The organism is Zoogloea oryzae, assembly GCF_030161255.1.
In the GTDB taxonomy this organism is placed as follows: domain Bacteria; phylum Pseudomonadota; class Gammaproteobacteria; order Burkholderiales; family Rhodocyclaceae; genus Zoogloea; species Zoogloea oryzae.
Window position 1 is genome coordinate 42382 of record NZ_BSPX01000024.1, and the last position, 18943, is coordinate 61324.

General features: G+C 69.7%; 14 protein-coding genes. 5 read left to right on the forward strand and 9 right to left on the reverse strand.

All coding sequences use genetic code 11. The features are described from left to right. Nucleotides 1–123 precede the first annotated feature (123 nt). Both QQK25_RS09770 and QQK25_RS09775 read left to right on the forward strand, forming a co-directional pair. On the forward strand, nt 124–957 hold the full coding sequence (locus tag QQK25_RS09770) for a hypothetical protein (RefSeq protein WP_284187752.1): 834 nt from the start codon (nt 124–126) through the stop codon (nt 955–957). 78 nt (nt 958–1035) lie between these two features. Beyond that, entirely contained in the window at nt 1036–1233 is a 198-nt protein-coding gene (locus QQK25_RS09775) for a DUF2905 domain-containing protein (RefSeq protein ID WP_284187753.1), read from the forward strand. On the opposite strand, the gene QQK25_RS09780 is transcribed toward QQK25_RS09775, so the two are convergent. The 4 genes from QQK25_RS09780 to QQK25_RS09795 all read right to left on the reverse strand — a co-directional run bounded on the left by QQK25_RS09780 (nt 1198) and on the right by QQK25_RS09795 (nt 7583). After that, nucleotides 1198–3237 (reverse strand): transglycosylase domain-containing protein, encoded by a 2040-nt coding sequence (locus QQK25_RS09780; RefSeq protein ID WP_284187754.1) that lies wholly within the window; start codon nt 3235–3237, stop codon nt 1198–1200. The two genes, QQK25_RS09775 and QQK25_RS09780, sit on opposite strands and share 36 nt — an antisense overlap. A 70-nt stretch (nt 3238–3307) precedes the next feature. After that, the gene (locus QQK25_RS09785) at nt 3308–4564 is read right to left on the reverse strand and encodes a multifunctional CCA addition/repair protein (RefSeq protein WP_284187755.1); all 1257 of its coding nucleotides are present in this window, start codon (nt 4562–4564) and stop codon (nt 3308–3310) included. 34 nt (nt 4565–4598) lie between these two features. Further along, the gene (locus QQK25_RS09790) at nt 4599–5555 is read right to left on the reverse strand and encodes a complex I NDUFA9 subunit family protein (RefSeq protein WP_284187756.1); all 957 of its coding nucleotides are present in this window, start codon (nt 5553–5555) and stop codon (nt 4599–4601) included. A gap of 78 nt (nt 5556–5633) precedes the next feature. Next, nucleotides 5634–7583: a lytic transglycosylase domain-containing protein gene (locus QQK25_RS09795; protein WP_284187757.1), complete on the reverse strand. Its 1950-nt coding sequence runs from the start codon at nt 7581–7583 to the stop codon at nt 5634–5636. Nucleotides 7584–7665: 82 nt separating this feature from the next. On the opposite strand from QQK25_RS09795, the gene QQK25_RS09800 reads away from it, so the two are divergent. Beyond that, entirely contained in the window at nt 7666–8295 is a 630-nt protein-coding gene (locus QQK25_RS09800) for a 5-formyltetrahydrofolate cyclo-ligase (RefSeq protein ID WP_284187758.1), read from the forward strand. Here QQK25_RS09800 and QQK25_RS09805 read toward each other — a convergent pair. Next, complete coding sequence (locus tag QQK25_RS09805; protein WP_284187759.1) at nt 8282–9202, reverse strand: hydrogen peroxide-inducible genes activator; 921 nt, start codon at nt 9200–9202, stop codon at nt 8282–8284. The genes QQK25_RS09800 and QQK25_RS09805 overlap by 14 nt on opposite strands. A gap of 226 nt (nt 9203–9428) precedes the next feature. Between QQK25_RS09805 and QQK25_RS09810 the strand changes: the two genes are divergently transcribed. Together QQK25_RS09810 and QQK25_RS09815 are read left to right on the forward strand one after the other, a co-directional pair. Beyond that, complete coding sequence (locus tag QQK25_RS09810) at nt 9429–10937, forward strand: DegQ family serine endoprotease (protein ID WP_284187760.1); 1509 nt, start codon at nt 9429–9431, stop codon at nt 10935–10937. A gap of 155 nt (nt 10938–11092) precedes the next feature. Further along, nucleotides 11093–13123 (forward strand): TonB-dependent receptor plug domain-containing protein, encoded by a 2031-nt coding sequence (locus QQK25_RS09815; RefSeq protein ID WP_284187761.1) that lies wholly within the window; start codon nt 11093–11095, stop codon nt 13121–13123. 12 nt (nt 13124–13135) lie between these two features. Here QQK25_RS09815 and QQK25_RS09820 read toward each other — a convergent pair whose 3' ends face one another. The 4 genes from QQK25_RS09820 to QQK25_RS09835 all read right to left on the reverse strand — a co-directional run. Beyond that, entirely contained in the window at nt 13136–13462 is a 327-nt protein-coding gene (locus tag QQK25_RS09820; RefSeq protein ID WP_284187762.1) for a P-II family nitrogen regulator, read from the reverse strand. Next, a complete protein-coding gene (locus QQK25_RS09825; RefSeq protein WP_284187763.1) occupies nt 13459–16575 on the reverse strand; it encodes an efflux RND transporter permease subunit in 3117 nt (1038 codons plus the stop codon). Before QQK25_RS09825 ends, QQK25_RS09820 begins: the two co-directional genes overlap by 4 nt. Nucleotides 16576–16578: 3 nt before the next feature. Beyond that, on the reverse strand, nt 16579–17730 hold the full coding sequence (locus QQK25_RS09830; RefSeq protein WP_284187764.1) for an efflux RND transporter periplasmic adaptor subunit: 1152 nt from the start codon (nt 17728–17730) through the stop codon (nt 16579–16581). Beyond that, nucleotides 17727–18943, reverse strand: a 1217-nt coding sequence (locus QQK25_RS09835; RefSeq protein WP_284187765.1) for a TolC family protein, incomplete at its 5' end; no start/stop codon positions are given. The genes QQK25_RS09830 and QQK25_RS09835, both read right to left, overlap by 4 nt.

The following is an 18943-nucleotide window of genomic DNA, read 5'->3' on the forward strand; positions in this document are numbered from 1 at the left end:
GGGCGCCTTTACACTTTGTGGCGAATTATTTCAGCACCAAATCCAAGCCATTGTTTTACATAAACAAACCATTTTGGGCGTAAATTTTGCTTGAAATTCGTGAAATTATTCACGGAGGCGAAAATGCGCAGGAAGCTGGCATGCAGTGCCGTTGGCAGTTTATTGTCCCTGGGCGCCATCGCGGCGCCGGTCATCTACAACAATGACGTGGTCAGTGGCCGGGCGGCCTTCGACAGCACGATCACCGGCGTCGGCGGCACGGTGCAGACGCTGGCGCTCTCCGGCCTGACGTCCAACGCATCGAGCTGGACGCTGCCCGGATTGACGATCCGCGCCACCGACAACACCGACCGCTTCGTCTATGGCGACTACAACGGCTATCGCGCGGCGGGCCGGTCGTACGCGGTCGGCGGCGCGACCATCGCGATCGCCCCGGCAGTGCCGGCGTCGGGCTCCGGGCTGACCTTCACCTTTGCCACGCCGGTCAACGCCTTCGGCCTGGAGATAGCCGACTGGGCCACCTGCTGCACCAGCGTGCTCCACCCGGACACCGGTGCGCCGGTGGGCTCCAACCTGTTCATTTCCTTCGACGGCGGCGCCACCCGCATCGTCGCCAACGCCATCAACGCCGATTCCAACCCCGGCAACAAGGATTACGACGGCGACGGCGCCACCGATTACGCGTTCACCAACTTCGTGGCGGCCATCGACGACAGCCGCACCTTCTCCACCGTCACCTTCTATGGCGACGGGCTGGGCGAGGCGCTTTACGCCGGCGGCACCCTGCGCTGGGCGGCGGTGAGCACCGGCTCGGTGTCGTCCCCGGCCTCTGCGCCCGCACCGTCGGCGATCGACGAACCGGCGGTCGTCGGGCTGGCCGGGATGGCCATCGGCGGCGCGCTGCTCAACCGCCGTCGCCGCCTGCGCTGGCAACACGGGCGGCCGGAAACGCGGTAAGGTCCGGGCTCCCGCGTTGTCGGCCGGTGCCCGTTGCGCCTGCCCGACGCTTCATTTTCGACGGCAGGTAGAGGGCCGATGCTCAAGTGGTTGCTGGCAATCGTGGTGCTGGCGGTGGTGTCGGGGCTCGGCTCCGGCCTGCCGCGGCGGCGCTGGCGCATCGGGCATCTGCCCGGTGATCTGCATTTCGACGTCTTCGGACGTCACATCCACATCCCGTTCACCAGCACGCTGCTGATGTCACTGGCGGTCTGGCTGCTGGTCCGCTGGCTTTGACGGCTCGTCGTCGAGAGGCGCGCGCACCGCAAAGGTGACGCTGTCGAGGATCTGCCCGTCGGCAGCCATCAGATCCAGCACATGACGGCCTGCCACCGGCCGCCAGCTGGCCCGCCCGCCATTGCCGTTCGTGCTGCCGTTTCCGTTGCCCACCCGCTCGCCGTTCAGACGCCACCAGGCGCCAGGCGGCAGGCGGCTGCCCTCGAAATGGATGCGAAAACCCGGATCGCCCACCAGCGCCATCGCATCCACCAGCATGCCGTTGGCGGGCCAGGCGATCCGCGGCAGGCTGCGGGGCAGCGCCACCCGTTCCACTTCCGTGCCGCGGATGAACCACTCCCGGCGCGGGCTTTCCACCGGCGGCTCGAACACCACCAGCGTCGACACCACACCCGCCGGCGGCACCGGCCGGATGGCCGGCTGATTGCGGTGCAGGCCGCGCAGGATCTCGTGCCAGGCGGCATTGGCCTGCGCCGGCGTGCCACGGGCACCCGCCGACCACAGGGCCACGGTGTAGCGGTCTGAAAAACCCGCCACCAGCGTCTCGCGCCCGTCGGGCACGTACTGGCGGATCACGAAGGGCTGGGGCATGCCCTCCGGGTCCACCTCGGTGAGGATGTCGCCCACGATGAAGCCCGCCTCGGGCCGCAGCATGCGCCGGGCGACCCGCTCGCCACCAGGCGTGCTGCGCGGCGCCAGCCATAGCCCGCCATTGCCCAGGCTGCGGTAGAGCCCGGCGATGGCCAGCAGGCCGAGATCGGCCTGGCCGCTACGCCCCACATCCAGATCGGCCACCCGGAAGCGCTCGGGCAGTTGTTCGCCCACCATCCGCAGCACCGTCTGGGAGGGTTCGGACAGGCTTTCGCCGAGGGCCCGGCGGGCGCTCACCCACAGCCGTTCGTCGGGGTTGGTGGGCGCGTGGTTGGAGAGGGAATCGTCCAGCAGGGTTGCGGCGGTGAGCTGACGGCGCTCGATCGCGATGCCGTAAACGAAGGGCAGCAGCAGGTTGCCGCTGCTGCGCAGGATCGCCGCTTGATCCGCCTGGGCCGCATCCGGCGCCCCCACGTAGGCGAGCACGTCGGCGGTGGCGTTGTCGATGACCACCGCGGCGGCGTCGGTCGGGCCGAGCCGGCGCAGGGCCGCCAGGGTCAGGCGCTGGGCGTCGGCGTCGAGGGTGGTGACGAGGCGCTCGCCGGGCTGCTGAAGGAGCTGGCGGGCAAGGTGTGGCGCCAGCTCCCAGCGCGGGCCGATATGCTGGCGGTCGAGGGTGGTATCGGCGATGCGCTGAGCGGGACCGCAGGCCGACGGGTTGCCGATGCGCTCGGCCAGCACGCAGGCCCGGCGTGCAACCACATCCGCCTTGGCGTTGGGGCCGCGCAGCAGCACCGCCAGCACAAGCGCCTCGGGCCGGCCGAGCTCGCCCGGGGTCTTGCCGAACAGCGCGCGGGACGCCGCATGCACACCCTGCAGGTCGCCCCGGAAGGGCGCCAGGTTGAGGTAGGCTTCGAGGATCTGCTCCTTGGTCCAGCGGTTCTCCAGGGCCTGGGCGGCGAGGGCCTGATCCCACTTCTGGCCGATGGAGCGGCGCGGCGCGCCGTCACGGCCGAGGGCCAGCTCCGGGTCGAGGAGGCCGGCGAGCTGCATCGACAAGGTGGACGCCCCGCGTTTGCGGTCGTACCACAGGTTGTGCCAGAGCGAGCCGGCAAAGGCCCGCCAGTCGACACCCGAATGCTCGAAGAAGCGCTTGTCCTCGGCGGCCAGCAGGGCTTCCTTGAGGGCTGGCGACAGGTTGGCCAGGCCGATCCACTCCAGCCGCCGCACCCGTGGGTCGAGCCGTCGCTCGGCCAGCGGCGTGCCGTCGCGGGCGAGCAGCACCCCCACCGACGGCGTGGCGCCGGCCTTCACTTCGGCAAAGGCCGGGATCGGCTGGGTCGCCCGGGCGGCGGTCGCCGAACCGGCAATCAGCAGGATCAGCGCAAATCGCCGGAATGGGGCCGGAAGCACGGAAAAAACCAGGTTCGAGGACATGTCTGGGCGGCATTGTATGCCCCCCGTCGCCAGGGTTGCCGCGGGATTACTGCCGGGCCTCCGGCGACAATCTGTCAACATTCGTTTCGTCATCCAGACCGAGCTTGCGCACCGCCGCCACCCGGGCCGCATGGACCTCGGCCGGGATCTGCAACTTGTCGGCAAGGCTGCGGGCGATGGCACCGGCATCCACCCCGCGGACTGCCGCCAGCACCGCCAGCAGACGATCCCGCTGCGGATAGGGCCGGCTGGCGAGCCCGGCGCGCCCGCGGTGGTCGCAGGCGCAGGCGTCGAGCAGCGCGGTGAAGCGCTCCGGCCGGCGCAGGCCGTCGCAGCGTTCGACGAGCTTCACCGCGGTGGCGGCGCGCAGCACCATCGCCTGATGGACGATGCCGTGCTCCCGGGCGGTCATCAGCGCCAGGTCGCGGCAGTCGGCGGGGCACTTGAGGCGCTCGCAGACGTCCTTGGCGAGCCGCTCGCTGATCGCCTCGTGGCCGTAGTGGTGGGGCAGCAGATCGGGCCGGGTGAGGCCCTTGCCCAGGTCGTGGAGCAGGCAGGCGAAGCGCACCGCCAGGGGCTGGCCGGTGGCGGCGGCTTCGTCGAGCACCAGGAGCAGGTGCGCACCGCAGTCCACCTCGGGGTGATGCTGGGCCGGCTGGGGCACACCGAACATCCGGTCCACCTCGGGCAGCAGCCGGGCCAGGGCGCCGCAATCACGCAGCACCTGGATCATCCGAGACGGGCGGGCTTCCATCAGGCCACGGGCGATCTCCTGCCACACGCGCTCGGGCACCAGCGCATCCACCTCACCATTGGCGACCATGCCGCGCATCAGATCAAGGGTTTCGGGCGCCACGCGGAACTCCGCAAAGCGGGCCGCGAAGCGCGCAAGGCGCAGGATGCGCACCGGGTCTTCGGCAAAGGCCGGGCTCACGTGGCGAAAGATGCCGTCGGCCAGATCGCGACGGCCGTGGAAGGGGTCCACCAGCAGGCCGTCGGCGCCGCGGGCGATGGCGTTGATGGTGAGGTCGCGGCGGGCGAGGTCTTCTTCGAGCGTCACCGACGGGTCGGTGTGGAAGACGAAGCCGGCGTAGCCCGGCGCGGTCTTGCGCTCGGTGCGGGCCAGCGCGTATTCCTCGTGGGTGCGCGGATGGAGGAAGACCGGAAAATCCTTGCCGACCGGCTTGTAGCCCTCGGCGACGAGGGTTTCAGGGGTGGCGCCGACGACCACCCAGTCCCGGTCCTTGACCGGCAGACCGAGCAGTTCGTCGCGGATGGCGCCACCGACGCAGTAGATTTCCATGGATCAGACGGGGGGTTGCAGGATCGGGGCGGGCTTAATCGCGCCGCAACTGCGCCGCATCGAGGCGGCCGCGCTTGTTGACGGTGCCCAGGTAGCACGGCGCGATGGCTTCCAGCGACGTGGGCCTCCGCCCCCAGGGCTGGGGTGCGCCGCTGGCCACGTTGTCGGCGCGCATCGAGCGCACATTGTCGCGGCTCATCAACGTGCCGGGCAGGCATTCGAGGACGGCCGCCTGGAGCATCGCCAGCCCTTCGGGCAGGGGGATCACCGGACGGCGGAAGCCGGTGAGCAGCCCCACGTACTCGACCAGCTGGCGCAGGGTGTAGACCTGCGGGCCGGCGAGCTCGAAAGTCTGGCCGACGGCATCCTGGCGCTCGAGGCATTCGGCGACCACGTTGGCCACGTCGCCCACATAAACCGGCTGGAAGCGGGCGCTGGCGCCGCCCAGGGGCATCAGCGGAAAGCGCCGCACGAGGCTGGCGAAGAGATTGAGGAAGCTGTCGCCGGGCCCGAAGATCACCGACGGACGCAGGATGGTCCACGCCACATCGGGGCTGCCGGCGCGGATCGCCGCTTCTCCGGCGGCCTTGGAGCGCTGGTATTCCGACGGCCCGGCCGGATCGGCACCGAGGGCGCTCACATGCACGATGCGCCCGACGCCAGCCGCCCGCGCTGCGGCGACCAGCTTGGTCGGCAGCTCCACGTGGGCCCGGGCGAAGGCCGGCCCCCACGGCGTGCCGGGGCTTGAGTGGAGCACCCCGACGAGACTCACCACCCCATCGACGCCCTCCATCAGGCTGGCCAGCGCGGCGGGATCGAAGACGTCGGCCTCGACCACCTCGGTGCTGGGCAGGACCCGCAGGTGGCTGGCATTGGCGAGCCGGCGGGTTGGCACGATCAGGCTGACGCCGTCACGGGTGAGGCGCTCTGCGATCGCGGTACCGACAAAACCACTGCCGCCAACGAGGAGGATCTTGCGGGGAAGGGGCATGGCCGGTCTCCGGGGTAAGAAAGGGTGGGGAATCAGCCTGTTGGAGTGCTTAGCGGGCAGCTAATTCCCTTCCCGCCCTTATTCGTTGCTGCCGGCGCCCGGCGTAGGCTCGTCGAGGCCGGCGCCCGGGGCCGCGCTGCCCAGCCCGCGGGTGCTGCCGTCGCTCGCCGCGATGGTGCCGAGCTTGGCCTTGAGGGAGGGCGCACGGCCTTCAAACAGGGCGGCATAGATGACGGCGTTGGCCATCACCTTCTTCACGTAGTCGCGGGTTTCGTTGAAGGGGATGCATTCGGCGTAGATCGCGCCTTCGAGGGGCTTCACGTCCTTCCATCGCTTGGCGCGGCCGGGGCCGGCGTTGTAGGCCGCCGAGGCGAGCACCGGATGGTTGTCGAGCCCTTCGAGGACCATCCGCATGTAGGTGGTGCCGAGCATCACGTTGGTGTCCGGGTCCTGCAGCCAGCCCACATTGTAGCCGCTCATGCCGAGCTTGCCGGCGACCCACTTGCCGGTGGCGGGCATGATCTGCATCAGCCCCTGGGCGCCGACGCCGGAGCGGGCGGCGGTGACGAAGCGGCTTTCCTGGCGCATCAGGCCATACACCCAGCCCGGGTCGAGATCGCGGCTGCGCGCGTTGGGCTCGACCCGCTCGCGGTAGGGAGCGAGGTAGCGCAGGCTGTAGTCGTGCTCGTTGCGGGTCTTGTCGGCGGCGTTGATGGCCCGGTCGTAGATGCCGAGCTGCTGGGCGAGCTGGGCGGCGGAGAGAAGGAAGCGGTCGTCCCGGTTGCGCAGGGTCCAGTTCCATTCGCGCGTGCCTTCGGTGCGCAGATCCAGGCGGAACAGGGCGATGGCGCGCTGGATGCCCGGGGTTTGGCGGGTCTGCTCGAATTCGTCGCCGCTGGGGGCGCGGGCCTTCTTGGGCAGGGTGAAGGTGCGGCCAAGCTCCTCGTCGGCGAGGATGCTGTAGAAGGTGGGGTGGCCGGCGATGCGCTCGAACTCCTTGCGGGCGGCCTCGCGGTTGCCCTGGGCCTGGTGGGCGCGGCCGAGCCAGTAGGTCCAGTCGGGCTGGGCGCGCTGGTCGGCCGACATGGCCTCGACGGCGGTGCGGACGGCCTTCCAGTCACCGGCGCGCAGGGCTGCACGCACCCGCCAGGCGGCCTGCTCTTCCGACATCGGGGTGTCACCCGCAGCCTTGAACCAGGCGTTGGCGTCGGGCATCAGTTTGGCGGCGGCCTGCCAGGCAATCTGGCCGAGGGCGTAGCTGCGCTCCGCGGCCGAGAAGCGCTCGTTGAGGCCAACGTAGCGCGCGTAGGCGCCCTGGGGATCGTCGCGGGCGAGGCGGGCCAGGGCGATCAGGGCGAGCTCGCGCCCGGGACGGCTGGCGGCAAAATTGACCGGCAGACGGTCGAGCCAGGTGGACGGGTTGGCGCCGGCCCGCTCCAGGTCGATGGAGCCGGGCTGCTGGTCGAAGGGCAGCCAGCTGGCCGCGGCCTTGGCGCCGGTGGTGCGTTTGGCTTCCATCAGGCGGCGCACGCGGCCCCAGATCTCGTCCGGGCTGACGAGCGCCTCCCGGGCCAGGGCCTGGAGGATGGGCACGCAGCTTTCGGGGGTATCCACCAGCGTGAACCACATCGGGCGCACTTCTTCGAGCAGGGCGGGGTCGCCGCTGCTCAGGCGGGCCTGATGGTGGTAGCACTTGATGTCCTGGTCGGGCTGTTCGAGGTTGCCGAACTCGGCCAGCAGGGGGCCGAAATCGCCCCGCTTGCCGAGGTAGCGCAGCCAGTCGGCGCGCAATTTTTCGGCGGGCCAGCTGCCCGGGTAGCGCTGCAGGAAATCGCGGATGCGGCTGAAATCCACGTCGTTGGGACGGGCCAGCATGTTGGACAGGGCCCAGAACTCGGGATAGGGATCGAGCACGTGGCCGGTGGGCGGGGCGTAGAGGTTGAGCCGGCTGCGGTCGCCGTTGCGGGCTGCGTCCCGGGCCAGCAGGATGCGCTCGTCCCCCGGATCACCGCCGGCCGGCATGGCCATCCACAAAACTGCCGCCAGGACGGCCCACGCGCTATTCTTCATTGCTCTACGTCTCGCCAAAATGCCGTCGGAGAATAGCACAGTGACCCCGCCCCTCCCCCCTTCCGGGGGCCTTTCCGAAGCCGAAATTTCCGCGCTGCGTAAAAACCTCCGGAATGCCCGGATCGCCGCCCGAGAAACCCTGCCCGACGCAGAGCGGGTCGCGCGCACGGCGCACGTCGAATCCCATCTGGACGCCCTCGTCGACCGCCTGCGTCCCCGCTGCCTGGCCTTCTGCTGGCCGTGGCGGGGCGAGGTGGATCTGGTGCCGTGGATGACCCGCTGGCTGGCCGCCGATCCGGCCCGTCAGGCGGCCCTGCCGGTGGTGCGCGCGGCGGGCCAGCCGATGATCTTCCTGCGCTGGCACCCCGAGGCGCCGATGGCCACCGACCACCACGGGATTCCGGTGCCGGCGTGGGACGAGCGGATCGAGCCGGACCTGATCCTGGTGCCGCTCAATGTGTTCGACGGAGCGGGGTTCCGGCTGGGCTATGGCGGCGGTTATTTCGACCGCACCCTGGCGGCCCTCGACCCGGCGCCGGCCACTGCCGGGATCGCCTTCGAGCTGGCCCGGGCCGACACCTGCTGGCCCCAGCCCCACGACCAGCCGATGGACTGGCTGGTCACCGAGGCCGGCTGGTGGGATGTCCGGGCGAAACCTAGCGGGGATTGATCGGACGTACGCCGTCGAGGGGGCTGGCGAGGATCGCCTGGCGGATCACGTCGATGGCGCCGCTGCGCGGGTAGGTGACGCGCCACGCCAGCGCGATGCGGCGGAAGGGCTCCGGCGCCTCGAAGGGCCGCACGGTGAGGAGCGGGTTGCCGCCGGGGATCGGCGCCGCGGCGGCGCTGGGCAGCACGGTCACGCCGGCGCCGGTGGCCACCATGTGACGGATGGTCTCCAGCGAGCTGCCCTCCAGCGTGCGCTGCAGGCCCTCGCCGGGGCGGCACAGGGGGCAGACTTCGAGCACCTGATCGCGGAAGCAGTTGCCGGCGCCGAGCAGCAGCAGTTGCTCTTCGGCGAGGCGCTTGGCGGGGATCGCGGTGTCGTTCTCCCACGGGTGGCCGGTGGGCATCAGCACCCGGAAGGGCTCGTCGTACACCGCCTGGGTGACGATGCCGGGCTCTTCGAAGGGCAGCGCGATGACGATCACATCGAGGTCGCCCCGCTTGAGGGATTCGGCCAGCCGGGCGGTGTAGTTTTCCTGGATCAGCAGCGGCATCGACGGCGCGGCCTGATGCACGCGCGGGATGAGGTGCGGCAGCAGGTAGGGCCCGATGGTGTAGATCACGCCGAGCTTGAGCGGGCCGGAGAGCGGATCGCGGCCGGCGGTGGCGAGCTCCTTGATCTGGCCGGCTTCGAGGAGCACCTTTTCGGCCTGGGCGACGATCCGGGCGCCGATGTCGGTGATCTTCACGTCGGCGGCGCTGCGCTCGAAGAGCGTGACGGCCAGCTCGTCCTCGAGCTTCTTGATGGCCACCGAGAGCGTGGGCTGGCTGACGTTGCAGCGTTCGGCCGCGTGGCCGAAATGCCGCTCGCGGGCGAGCGCGACGAGGTAGCGAAGATCAGTCAGCGTCATGAAGCACTCCCGGCAATCACGATAGTGATTAACTATACATCGGAAGTCGGCCATGGGAAGCGGGTAATGGAAAATGGGTTGGAAGGGATTGCAATCACCCCACTCCGCCCCCACCTTCGAGCATCCCGACGCCCAGCGTCGCCCCCGGTTTGTAAGCGTTTGTTTGTATCGGGAACAGCACACCACGGCCAACGTCCACCGTCCCGTGAAAAAACAGGAGCCCTGCATGAAACCTGCCGTCGTCCGATCCGCCCTCGTCACCTCCGCCATCGCGCTGGCGCTCGCCGGCTGCCTGCAGGAGGGCGGCGCGATCTCCCCCTCCCACGCCGCCAACGGTGCCGCCCCGGCCACCGCGCCGGCCGTCCAGCCGGCCCAGGTGCCGGCAGGGCGCTATGGCCTGCCGGATTTCTCGGCGCTGGTCGAGCAGGTCGGGCCGGCGGTGGTGAACATCAGCACCACCCAGCGCCTGACCCGCGGCAACGGTGGCGCCAGCGGCGAAGACCCCTTCGCCGGCGATCCGTTCTATGACTTCCTGCGCCGCTTCGGCGTGCCCGTGCCGGGCATGCCGGGTGGTGGCGGCGGCCGGGCGCCGGAGCAGATCCAGCAGGGTGTGGGCTCGGGCTTCATCGTGAGCTCCGACGGCTTCGTGCTGACCAACGCCCACGTGGTCGATGGCGCCACCGAGGTCACGGTGCGCCTCACCGACAAGCGCGAGTTCAAGGCCAAGGTGGTGGGCGTGGACAAGCGCACCGACGTGGCGCTCCTCAAGATCGACGCCACCGGCCTGCCGGCAGTGCGCACCGGCGACGCCGAGCGTGCCAAGGTGGGCGAATGGGTGGTGGCGATGGGCTCGCCCTTCGGCTTCGAGAACACCGTGACGGCCGGCATCATCAGCGCCAAGGCGCGCCGCCTGCCCGACGAGAACTACGTGCCCTTCCTGCAGACCGACGTGGCGATCAACCCGGGCAACTCCGGCGGCCCGCTGTTCAACCTGGCGGGCGAGGTGATCGGCATCAACTCGCAGATCTACTCGCGCTCCGGCGGCTTCATGGGCATCTCCTTCGCGATCCCCATCGACGTGGCCATGAAGGTGAAGGATCAGCTCCAGAAATACGGCAAGGTATCCCGCGGCCGGCTGGGCGTGGCGATCCAGGGCCTCGACGCCGATCTCGCCCAGAACTTCGGCCTCGACAAGCCAGGCGGCGCGCTGGTCTCCAGTGTGGAGCCGAGCTCGCCGGCCGAGAAGGCCGGCCTGCAGCCCGGCGACGTGGTGCTCGGGGTGAATGGCCAGAAGGTGGATAACTCGGCCGACCTGCCGCGCATCATCGGCGAGCAGAAGCCGGGCACCGTCGTCCGCCTGTCGGTGTGGCGCGACCGCAAGGCCCGCGAGGTGAACGTGACCCTCGGCGAACAGGCCGGCGAGAAGGTTGCCGCGATGGGCTCGCCGGACAAGAAGAACCCTTCCGCCAGCGGCAAGCTGGGCGTCACCGGCCGCGCCCTGACCGCGCAGGAAGCCGCGCGCCTCGGCGTGCCCGGCGGGGTGGTGGTCGAATCGGTGAGCGGCCCGTCGGCCAAGGCCGGCCTGCAGCCCGGCGACGCCATCGTCGGGGTGAACAACCAGGCGATCACCAGCATCGATCAGTTCCGGAGACTCATCGAATCCGCCGGCAGCCGTTTTGCCCTGCTCGTCCAGCGGGGCAACAGCCGGATCTTCGTGCCGCTGCGGATGGACTGAGCGACGTCGCGGGGCGGGCGGCGGGCGGACGGCACCGCCTCCGCCACGTGACAAGATTCAGCAGCCCGCCCCGGGAGGGCTGTTTATAATCCGGGCACCGTGGAATTTCCGGAATCGGGTCATCGTCCCGTCCGGATCAATAACAACAACACCCGATGTCCTTGCCGCCGTCACGTCGGATTCTGCTCGCCGCGATCGTGGCGGCCCTGCCTGCGCTGAGCGTCTTCGCCAGCCAGTCGGCCGACCGTGAAGGCGGGGAATCCCCGTTCTTCGAGGAACTGCCGACCGTCCTGTCGGCCTCGCGCCTCCCCCAGGCCCTCAACGAGGCCCCGGGGGCGGTGACCATCCTCGATCGGGATTTCATCCGCGCCACCGGCTACCGCGACGTCGCCCGCCTGCTGCGCCTGGTGCCCGGCATGCAGATCGGCCAGGAACGCGGCCACGCCCAGTGGGTCACCTACCACGGCCTGGGCAGCGACTACCCCACCGAAATCCAGGTACTGATCGACGGCCGCTCGGTGTATGCGCCCAGCGCCTTCGGCGGTGTCGACTGGTCGGCCCTGCCCCTGACGATCCAGGAGATCGAGCGCATCGAGGTCGTGCGGGGCACCAACTCCAACGCCTATGGCGCCAACGCCTTCCTGGGCGTGATCAACATCATCACCCGCCACAGCCATCAGGATCAGGGCGCCTCGGCCCAGACCAACCTGGGTTCCCACGGCATTGCCGACTTCCACGCCAGCTGGGCGGGCAGCAGCGACGGCCACGGGCTGCGCCTGTCCGTCGCCCAGAACCGCGACCAGGGCTTCGGCAGCCTGCGGGACAGCCACGTCAGCCGCACCGTCAGCCTGCGCAGCGACTTCCGCCTCGACGCCCAGAACGAGCTCACCCTGCGCGCCGGCTACAACCAGATGAACCGCGACCAGGGCTATCCGGATTCGGTGTTCGGCAACAACGGCGAGCGCAGCACCGGCAGCGAGGGCAGCACGGTCCACCTCGCCTGGCGGCGCGTCGTCTCGGAAGACGAGGAATGGCTGCTCAGCTTCTACCGCAACCGTGAGCGCAGCATCGACCGCTGGCTGGCCGCCGCGCCGCCGAGCTATCCGGCGGTGCCCCTCGACCGCAACCGCTCCAGCGACCGCACCAACATCGAGCTGCAGCACCGCTTCGCCCTCGGCAGCAAGGCGCGCCTGGTGTGGGGCGTGGAAGGCCGCCGCGACGAGACCCGGGCGCCCTTCCTGTTCGCCGGCGGACGGCCCGAGCCGATGGACCTGTACCGGGCCTTCTCGAACCTCGACTGGCGCCTGACGCCCGAATGGCAGCTCAACCTGGGCGGGCTGCTCGAGAAGAACGGGCCGGTGGCGCCCCAGTTCATCCCCCGCGCCTTCATCAACTGGCAGGCGAGCCCCAGCGACACCTTCCGCGCCGGCTATGCGCGGGCCTGGCAGCAGCGCAACCTGTTCGAGCTCCATGGCGACGTGCGCGCCTACGACCCCGCCACGCCCGGCCTGCTCCTCGCCTGGCCCTACCAGGCCAACCCCAACCTGAAGGTACCGCGGGTGGACACCGTCGAGATCGGCTACCTGGGGCGCTTTCACACCCTCGATGCGACCCTCGACGTGCGCATCTTCAGCGAGCGGATCAGCGATTTCGTGATCCGCCGCATCGTGCCCTCGGGCGGCGCGGTGCTGCCGCTGCCCAGCTCCCAGTTCGTGAATCTCTCCTCACCGGTGGTGCTTCGGGGTGTCGAATACCAGCTGCGGACCAAGCCCCGGGCCGGCACCGAGGTGCTGTTCAGCCATACGATGATCGACCGTCACACCGACGACCCGGAAGTCGCCAAGCGCACCGCGCCCTACACCGCCAGCCTCACCTGGCTGCAGGATTACGGCAACGGCTGGAGCAGCACTGCCAGCCTGCTGCGGATGGGCCCGCTGGCCGGCGGCTACGGCTATGTGCCGGGCTGCGACTACACCTCGCGGGCCTACACCACCGGCGACCTGCGCATCGCCCGGGCCTTCCGCGTGGACGGCCGCAGGGCCGAGATCTCCATCAACGGCATGAACCTGGGCGGCCGCCACCAGGAAATCACCGACCGCTCCGAGCAATGTCTGCCGGCCCACCTGGGCTCACCGGTCAATCCGGTGGCGCCGATGGGCTGGCTGTCCTTCTCGGTCGAACTCTGAGCGCGGCGGGCCTCAGCCGCCCACCGTCTTGCGGATGAACACGGCGCGGGTGATTTCGGTCACCCACACCAGCCCGTCGCCCGTCTGGCCGGTGCTGGCCACCTGGACGATGCACGCCACCAGCGTGTCGGCGATCTCGTCGGGGGCGACGATCTCGATGCGCACCTTGTCGGTGAAGTCGGTCAGTTCCTCCTTGATCGTGCTGGGCACGTGGCGCGCCGTGGCGCCACAGCCCACCGCCTTGCTGATTGTCATCCCCGGAAAGCCGGGTACGGCCCGTAGCACCTCGCGCAGGCGAGGCAGCCTTTGCGGGCGGATCACAGCGCGGATTTCCTTCATGCCTCAATCTCCTTTTCCTCGAACCAGCGGTACAGCACGGGCAACACCAGCAGCGTCAGCGCCGTCGAGCTGAGCAGCCCGCCGATCACCACCACCGCCAGCGGGCGGGTCACTTCCGAGCCCGGCCCCGTGGAAAACAGCATCGGGATCAGCGCCAGCAGCGCCACGCTGGCCGTCATCATCACCGGCCGGAAGCGCTGGCGGCAGCCCTCGCGCACGGCATCGGCCTGGCTCATGCCGCCCGCCTGCAGCTGACGCACGCAGGACACCAGCACCACCCCGTTGAGCACCGCAATGCCCCACAGGTTGATGAAGCCCACCGCCGCCGGCACCGACAGGTACTCGCCCGCCAGCAGCAGCCCGAACAACCCGCCGATGGACGCCAGCGGCAGCACGGTGATGATGAGCGACGCGTAGCGCGCCGAGTTGAACAGCACGAAGAGCAGGAAGAAGATCGCCAGCACCGTCAGCGGCACGATCACCGCCAGGCGCTTCATGGCCCGCTCCATGTTCTCGAACTGCCCGCCCCACTGCACCTCGTAGCCCTCGGGCAGCACCACGTCGGCAGCCAGGCGGGCCTGGGCCTCGGCCACGAAGCTGCCCAGGTCGCGGCCCTGCACATTGGCGCCGATCACCAGCCGGCGCCGCCCCGACTCTCGGGAGATCTGCGCCGGGCCGTCCTGCACCTCGATCTTCGCCACGTCGTGCAGCGGCACCACCGCCCCGTTGGGCGAACGCAGCACGATGTTGCCGATCGCCTCGGCGTTGTTGCGGTACATGGCCGGGTAGCGCAGGGCCAGCTGGAAGCGCCGCTCGCCCTCGAAGACCTCGGTGGCCACCTTGCCGCCCACCGCCATCTCGATCAGCTCGTTCACGTCCTCCACGTTGATGCCGTGGCGGGCGATGGCCGCGCGGTCGATCTCGATGTTGAGGTAGCTCTGGCCCGACACCCGCTCGACGCGCAGGTCGGTCGCGCCGGGCACCGACGCCAGCACCCGGGAGATCGACTCCCCGGTGCTGCGCAGCTTCTCCAGGTCGTCGCCGAACAGCTTGACCGCCACCTGGGAACGCACGCCCGACACCATCTCATCCACCCGCGCCGCAATCGGCTGGGAGATCGCCAGCTCAATGCCCGGCAGACTGCGCAGCTTGTCGCGCATTGCGTTGGCGATGTCGTCCTGGGTCCAGCCATCCGGCCACTGGTCTTTGGGCAGCAGGGCCACGATGGGGTCGGATTCGTGGGGCTGGCCCGGGTCGGATGGCGACTCGCCGCGGCCCAGCCGCGACACCGCCATCGCCACGCCCGGCACGTCGATGATGCGCCGCATGGCCTCGAACTCCATCTTCAGCGACTCGTCCAGTGAGATGTTCGGCGCGCGGACGATCACCGGCGTGAGCGCCCCCTCCTGCATCGTCGGGATGAAGGATTTGCCCAGCAGCGGCACCACCGCCAGGCTCGCCGCAAACGCCGCCACCGCAGCCACCGTGGTGCCCTTGGGGTTGGCCAGCGCGGTTTCCAGCAGCCGCAGGTAGGGCTTCTTGAGCAGCGCCACGACCTTGGTGTCGTGGTCGTCGCCGCCCTTGAGCAGATAAGAGCACAGCACCGGCGTGAGGGTGAAGGACAGCAGCAGCGAGATGCTCAGGGCGATCCCGATGGTCATCGCCAGCGGCGCAAACATCTTGCCCTCCATGCCCTCCAGCGACAGCAGCGGCATGAACACCAGGATGATGATGCCCACCCCGAACAGCACCGGCTTGCCTACCTCCGAGGCCGCGTCGAAGATGATCCGCACCGCCGATTCCCCGGTCTTCACCCGCTCGCCGAGGCGCACGTAGGCGTTCTCCACGACCACCACCGCCCCGTCCACCATCAGGCCGATGGCGATGGCGAGGCCACCCAGCGACATGAGGTTGGCCGAGATGCCGTAGTGGTTCATCACCATGAAGGTGAGCAGCGGCGTGAGCACCAGGTTGGCCACCACGATGAGCGACGAGCGCACGTCGCCCAGAAAGATGAACAGGACCACCACCACCAGCACGATGCCCTCGGCGAGCACCTTGCCCACCGTGAACATCGCCGCATTGACCAGATCGGTGCGGTCGTAGAACGGCACGATCTGCAGGCCACCGGGCAGCATCTGCTTCTGGTTGATGTCGGCCACCTTCAGCTTGAGGCGTTCGACCACCTCCCGCGCGTTGCCGCCGCGGATCATCTGCACGATGCCCGCCACCGCCTCGGTCTCGCCGTTCTTGATGATGGCGCCCTGGCGCACCTCGGCGCCCACATCCACCTCGGCCACGTCACGCACATACACCGGCGTGCCGCCCACCTCCTTCACGACGATCAGGCCGATGTCGTCCACGGTGCGGATCAGGCCCTGGCCACGGATGATGAGCTGCTCGGCGTAACGGGGCAGCACGCCGCCTCCCGAGTTGGCGTTGTTGGCCGCCAGCGACCGATACACGTCGTGGGCAGTGAGCTGGTAGTAGCGCAGCCGATCGGGATTTACCCGCACCTGGTACTGCTTGGCGTGGCCGCCCATCGAGTTGATCTCGGCCACCCCGGAGACCGAGCGCAACAGCGGCCGCACCACCCAGTCCTGCACGGTGCGCCGCTCGGTCAGCTCGGCCTCGGTGAGCATCTTCAGCTTGCCGTCGGCGCCCCGGTCGGACGGATGCTCGAGCGTGTACTGGAACACTTCGCCCAGGCCCGTGGTCACCGGGCCAAGCACCGGCGCAACGCCTTCCGGCATCCGCCCCATCACCTCGATGAGCCGCTCCATCACCAGCTGACGGGCGAAGTAGACGTCGGTCTTGTCGGTGAACACCAGGGTGACGATGGAGATGCCGTTACGGTTGAGCGAACGCATCTCCACCAGCCCGGGCAAGCCGGTCATGGCGATCTCCACCGGCACGGTGACGAAGCGTTCGACCTCCTCGGGCGAACGCCCCGGCGCCTCGGTAGCCACCTGGACCTGTACGTTGGTCACGTCCGGGAAAGCATCAACCGACAGCTTGCGTACCGCAAACAAGCCGGCCACCAGCAGGCTGAGGGCAATCACCAGCAGCACGATGCGCTGCTTGAGCGCCGCGCGGATCAGGGATTCAATCATCGCTCAGCCCCCCAGCAGCATGCGCCGCCGCTCGTTATTGAGATGGAAGGCGCCATCGACGACAATCCGCGCCCCCGCATCGAGCCCGCCGAGCACCGGCCGCACGCCCTTGCCCTCGGGGCCGAGGGCCACCTTGGTGAGCCGGTAGCGGGCCTCGTCACCGGCTGCGGCGACGAACACGTAGTCGGTGTTGTCCTCGCGCACCACCGCGCTGGCCGGCACCACCAGCTGCTCCTTGGGGCGCCCTTCGATCAGCATCGTCGCCAGCATGTCGGGCTTGAGGCGCCCGTCTGCGTTGTCCAGCGCGATGCGGACCAGCACCGTGCGGGTCTGCGGATTCACGGTCTGGCCCACGTAGATCACCTTGCCCTGAACCTTCTCGCCATCGAGGGCCGGCACTTCGATGGTGACCTGCTGCCCCACCCGGGCCTGACCCGACTGCTCCTCGGGCACCTGGGCCACGGCCCACAGGCGCGACAGATCGGCCACCGTGAACAACGCATCCGACGGCTGGACCACCTGGCCCGGTGTCACCTTGCGCTCCACCACCACACCGGTGATCGTCGCCGCCACCGGCGTGGTCGATGAGATCGCGCCCTTCCGCCCCAGGGCCTCGATCGACTTGTCCGACAGGCCCAGCACCCGCAACTGGTCGGCTGCGGCCTTGCGTTCGGCGTCGGCCAGCGCCAGCTCGGTCTCGCGGCGCTGCAGTTCGGCGCTGCCGATCACGTCGTTGGCGAGCAGCACCCGCGCCCGCTCCACCGCACGGCGGTTCAGTTCGGCGGTGGATTGGGACTTGAGGTAGGCCAGCTGGGCGGCGGTCAGCTCGGTGCTGTGGATCACCGCGAGCACGGCACCCGGCTTCACCGCGTCGCCCAGTTCGGCGTTCAGGTCGGCCACGCGCCCGGTCACGGTGGCGCCGATGCGCGCGATGCGCTGCTCGTCAAAGGCGATCCGGCCCGCCACGTGGAGGGTGTCGGCCACCGGGGCACGTCCGATCGCGGCGACCTTCAGGCCGGCCTGCAGTTCTTCACCGGGCGCCACCATGGCCGGATCGGGCCTTGCGGACGGTGGCGCATCCGTCTTTGACTTGCCGCATCCGGCAAGCAACAGCCCGCACACGATCAGGGACAAGAGGCGAGAGGGGGCGGTCATTGTCCGGACTCCTTGAGGTTGGTGGCGCGCAGGCGCTCGATGTCGATGACGGCCAGCTGCAGTTCATGGCGGGCGGCGATGAGTTCGTTACGGGCGGCGCGGAAGACGCGCTGGGCATCCAGGTAATCGAGGATGCCCCGCTCGCCGAAGCGGTAGGCGGCCTCGGCCACCTTCAGGGCCGCCTCGGCCTCGCGCAGGATGCCGGTCTCGAGGGCGTTCACCTGGTTGCGGGTGATCTCGTACTGGCGATAGGCGCCTTCGAGGGCCTGGAGCAGCGTCAGCTCCTGGGCCGCCAGCTCGCTGCGGCTGCGGCTGAGCAGCGCGCCGGCCTCGGCCACCGGGCCCTGGCGACGATCCCAGATCGGCACCGACACCACCACGCCGAGGCGAGTGTCGCGCAGCTCGTGGTCGCGATCCTCGGCCACCTTCAGGGCCACCTCGGGCTGACGGCGCAGGCGTTCTAGCTCCAGCTGGCGCTCGGCGCGGCGCACTTCGGCCTGGTTGCGCCGCAGTTCGGGGTTGCGGGCCAGCACTTCGGCGCGCAGCTGTTCGAGAGGCGGCACATTCACCGCGCCCGACAGGGAACCGTCGAGCTGGAAATCCGCCGGCAGCCCGGCACCGACCAGCGCGCGCAGGGCCGCCCGGGCCTGGACCACGCGCAGCTCGCTGCTCTCGGCGGTCTTCTGGGCGTTGAGCCGCTCGGTGTCGGCCTTGATGAGCTCGTAGCGGGGCGCCTCGCCGGTATCGACGCGCACCGCCACCTTGGCCCGGATCTGCTCGGCGAGCTGGAGATCCTCCTGGGCGGCGCGCTGTTCGGCCATGCGCCGGAGCACCTCGAAGAAGCGCTGATCGAGGCGCGCCAGCAGGTCGTTTTCAAACCCGCGGCGCTCGGCCTGACGGGCCTCCAGCCCGTGGCCGGCAGCGGCAATGCGCGCATCGCGCTGCCACGGGTTGTCGATGCGCTGCTGGATGGTGAGGGTCTGGGCGCTGCCGCCGGTCACCCCGGGCACCCGGGCCTGGGTGCGGCCGGCGAGGAACTCCACATCAGGGTTGGGATAGGCCGCGGCGGCGGTCACCTGGGCGCTGCCGGCTTCCACCAGCGCCTGGGCGGCAGCGAGGGACGGGTGGCCGGCCCGCGCCAGCTCACGCAGGGCAGGCAGGGAATAGACCGGGGTCGAGGCGGCTGGCGCCACCGGAGGCGCCGGCGCCCGGG

What these genes read in the sequence shown, in the direction of transcription:
- QQK25_RS09770 (WP_284187752.1), top strand. Translation starts at nt 124, where the DNA reads ATGCGCAGGAAGCTGGCATGCAGTGCCGTTGGCAGTTTATTGTCCCTG.
- QQK25_RS09820 (WP_284187762.1), bottom strand. Translation starts at nt 13,462, where the DNA reads ATGAAGGAAATCCGCGCTGTGATCCGCCCGCAAAGGCTGCCTCGCCTG.
- QQK25_RS09815 (WP_284187761.1), top strand. Translation starts at nt 11,093, where the DNA reads ATGTCCTTGCCGCCGTCACGTCGGATTCTGCTCGCCGCGATCGTGGCG.
- QQK25_RS09795 (WP_284187757.1), bottom strand. Translation starts at nt 7,583, where the DNA reads ATGGCCATGCCGGCCGGCGGTGATCCGGGGGACGAGCGCATCCTGCTG.
- QQK25_RS09805 (WP_284187759.1), bottom strand. Translation starts at nt 9,202, where the DNA reads ATGACGCTGACTGATCTTCGCTACCTCGTCGCGCTCGCCCGCGAGCGG.
- QQK25_RS09775 (WP_284187753.1), top strand. Translation starts at nt 1,036, where the DNA reads ATGCTCAAGTGGTTGCTGGCAATCGTGGTGCTGGCGGTGGTGTCGGGG.
- QQK25_RS09790 (WP_284187756.1), bottom strand. Translation starts at nt 5,555, where the DNA reads ATGCCCCTTCCCCGCAAGATCCTCCTCGTTGGCGGCAGTGGTTTTGTC.
- QQK25_RS09810 (WP_284187760.1), top strand. Translation starts at nt 9,429, where the DNA reads ATGAAACCTGCCGTCGTCCGATCCGCCCTCGTCACCTCCGCCATCGCG.
- QQK25_RS09830 (WP_284187764.1), bottom strand. Translation starts at nt 17,730, where the DNA reads ATGACCGCCCCCTCTCGCCTCTTGTCCCTGATCGTGTGCGGGCTGTTG.
- QQK25_RS09785 (WP_284187755.1), bottom strand. Translation starts at nt 4,564, where the DNA reads ATGGAAATCTACTGCGTCGGTGGCGCCATCCGCGACGAACTGCTCGGT.
- QQK25_RS09825 (WP_284187763.1), bottom strand. Translation starts at nt 16,575, where the DNA reads ATGATTGAATCCCTGATCCGCGCGGCGCTCAAGCAGCGCATCGTGCTG.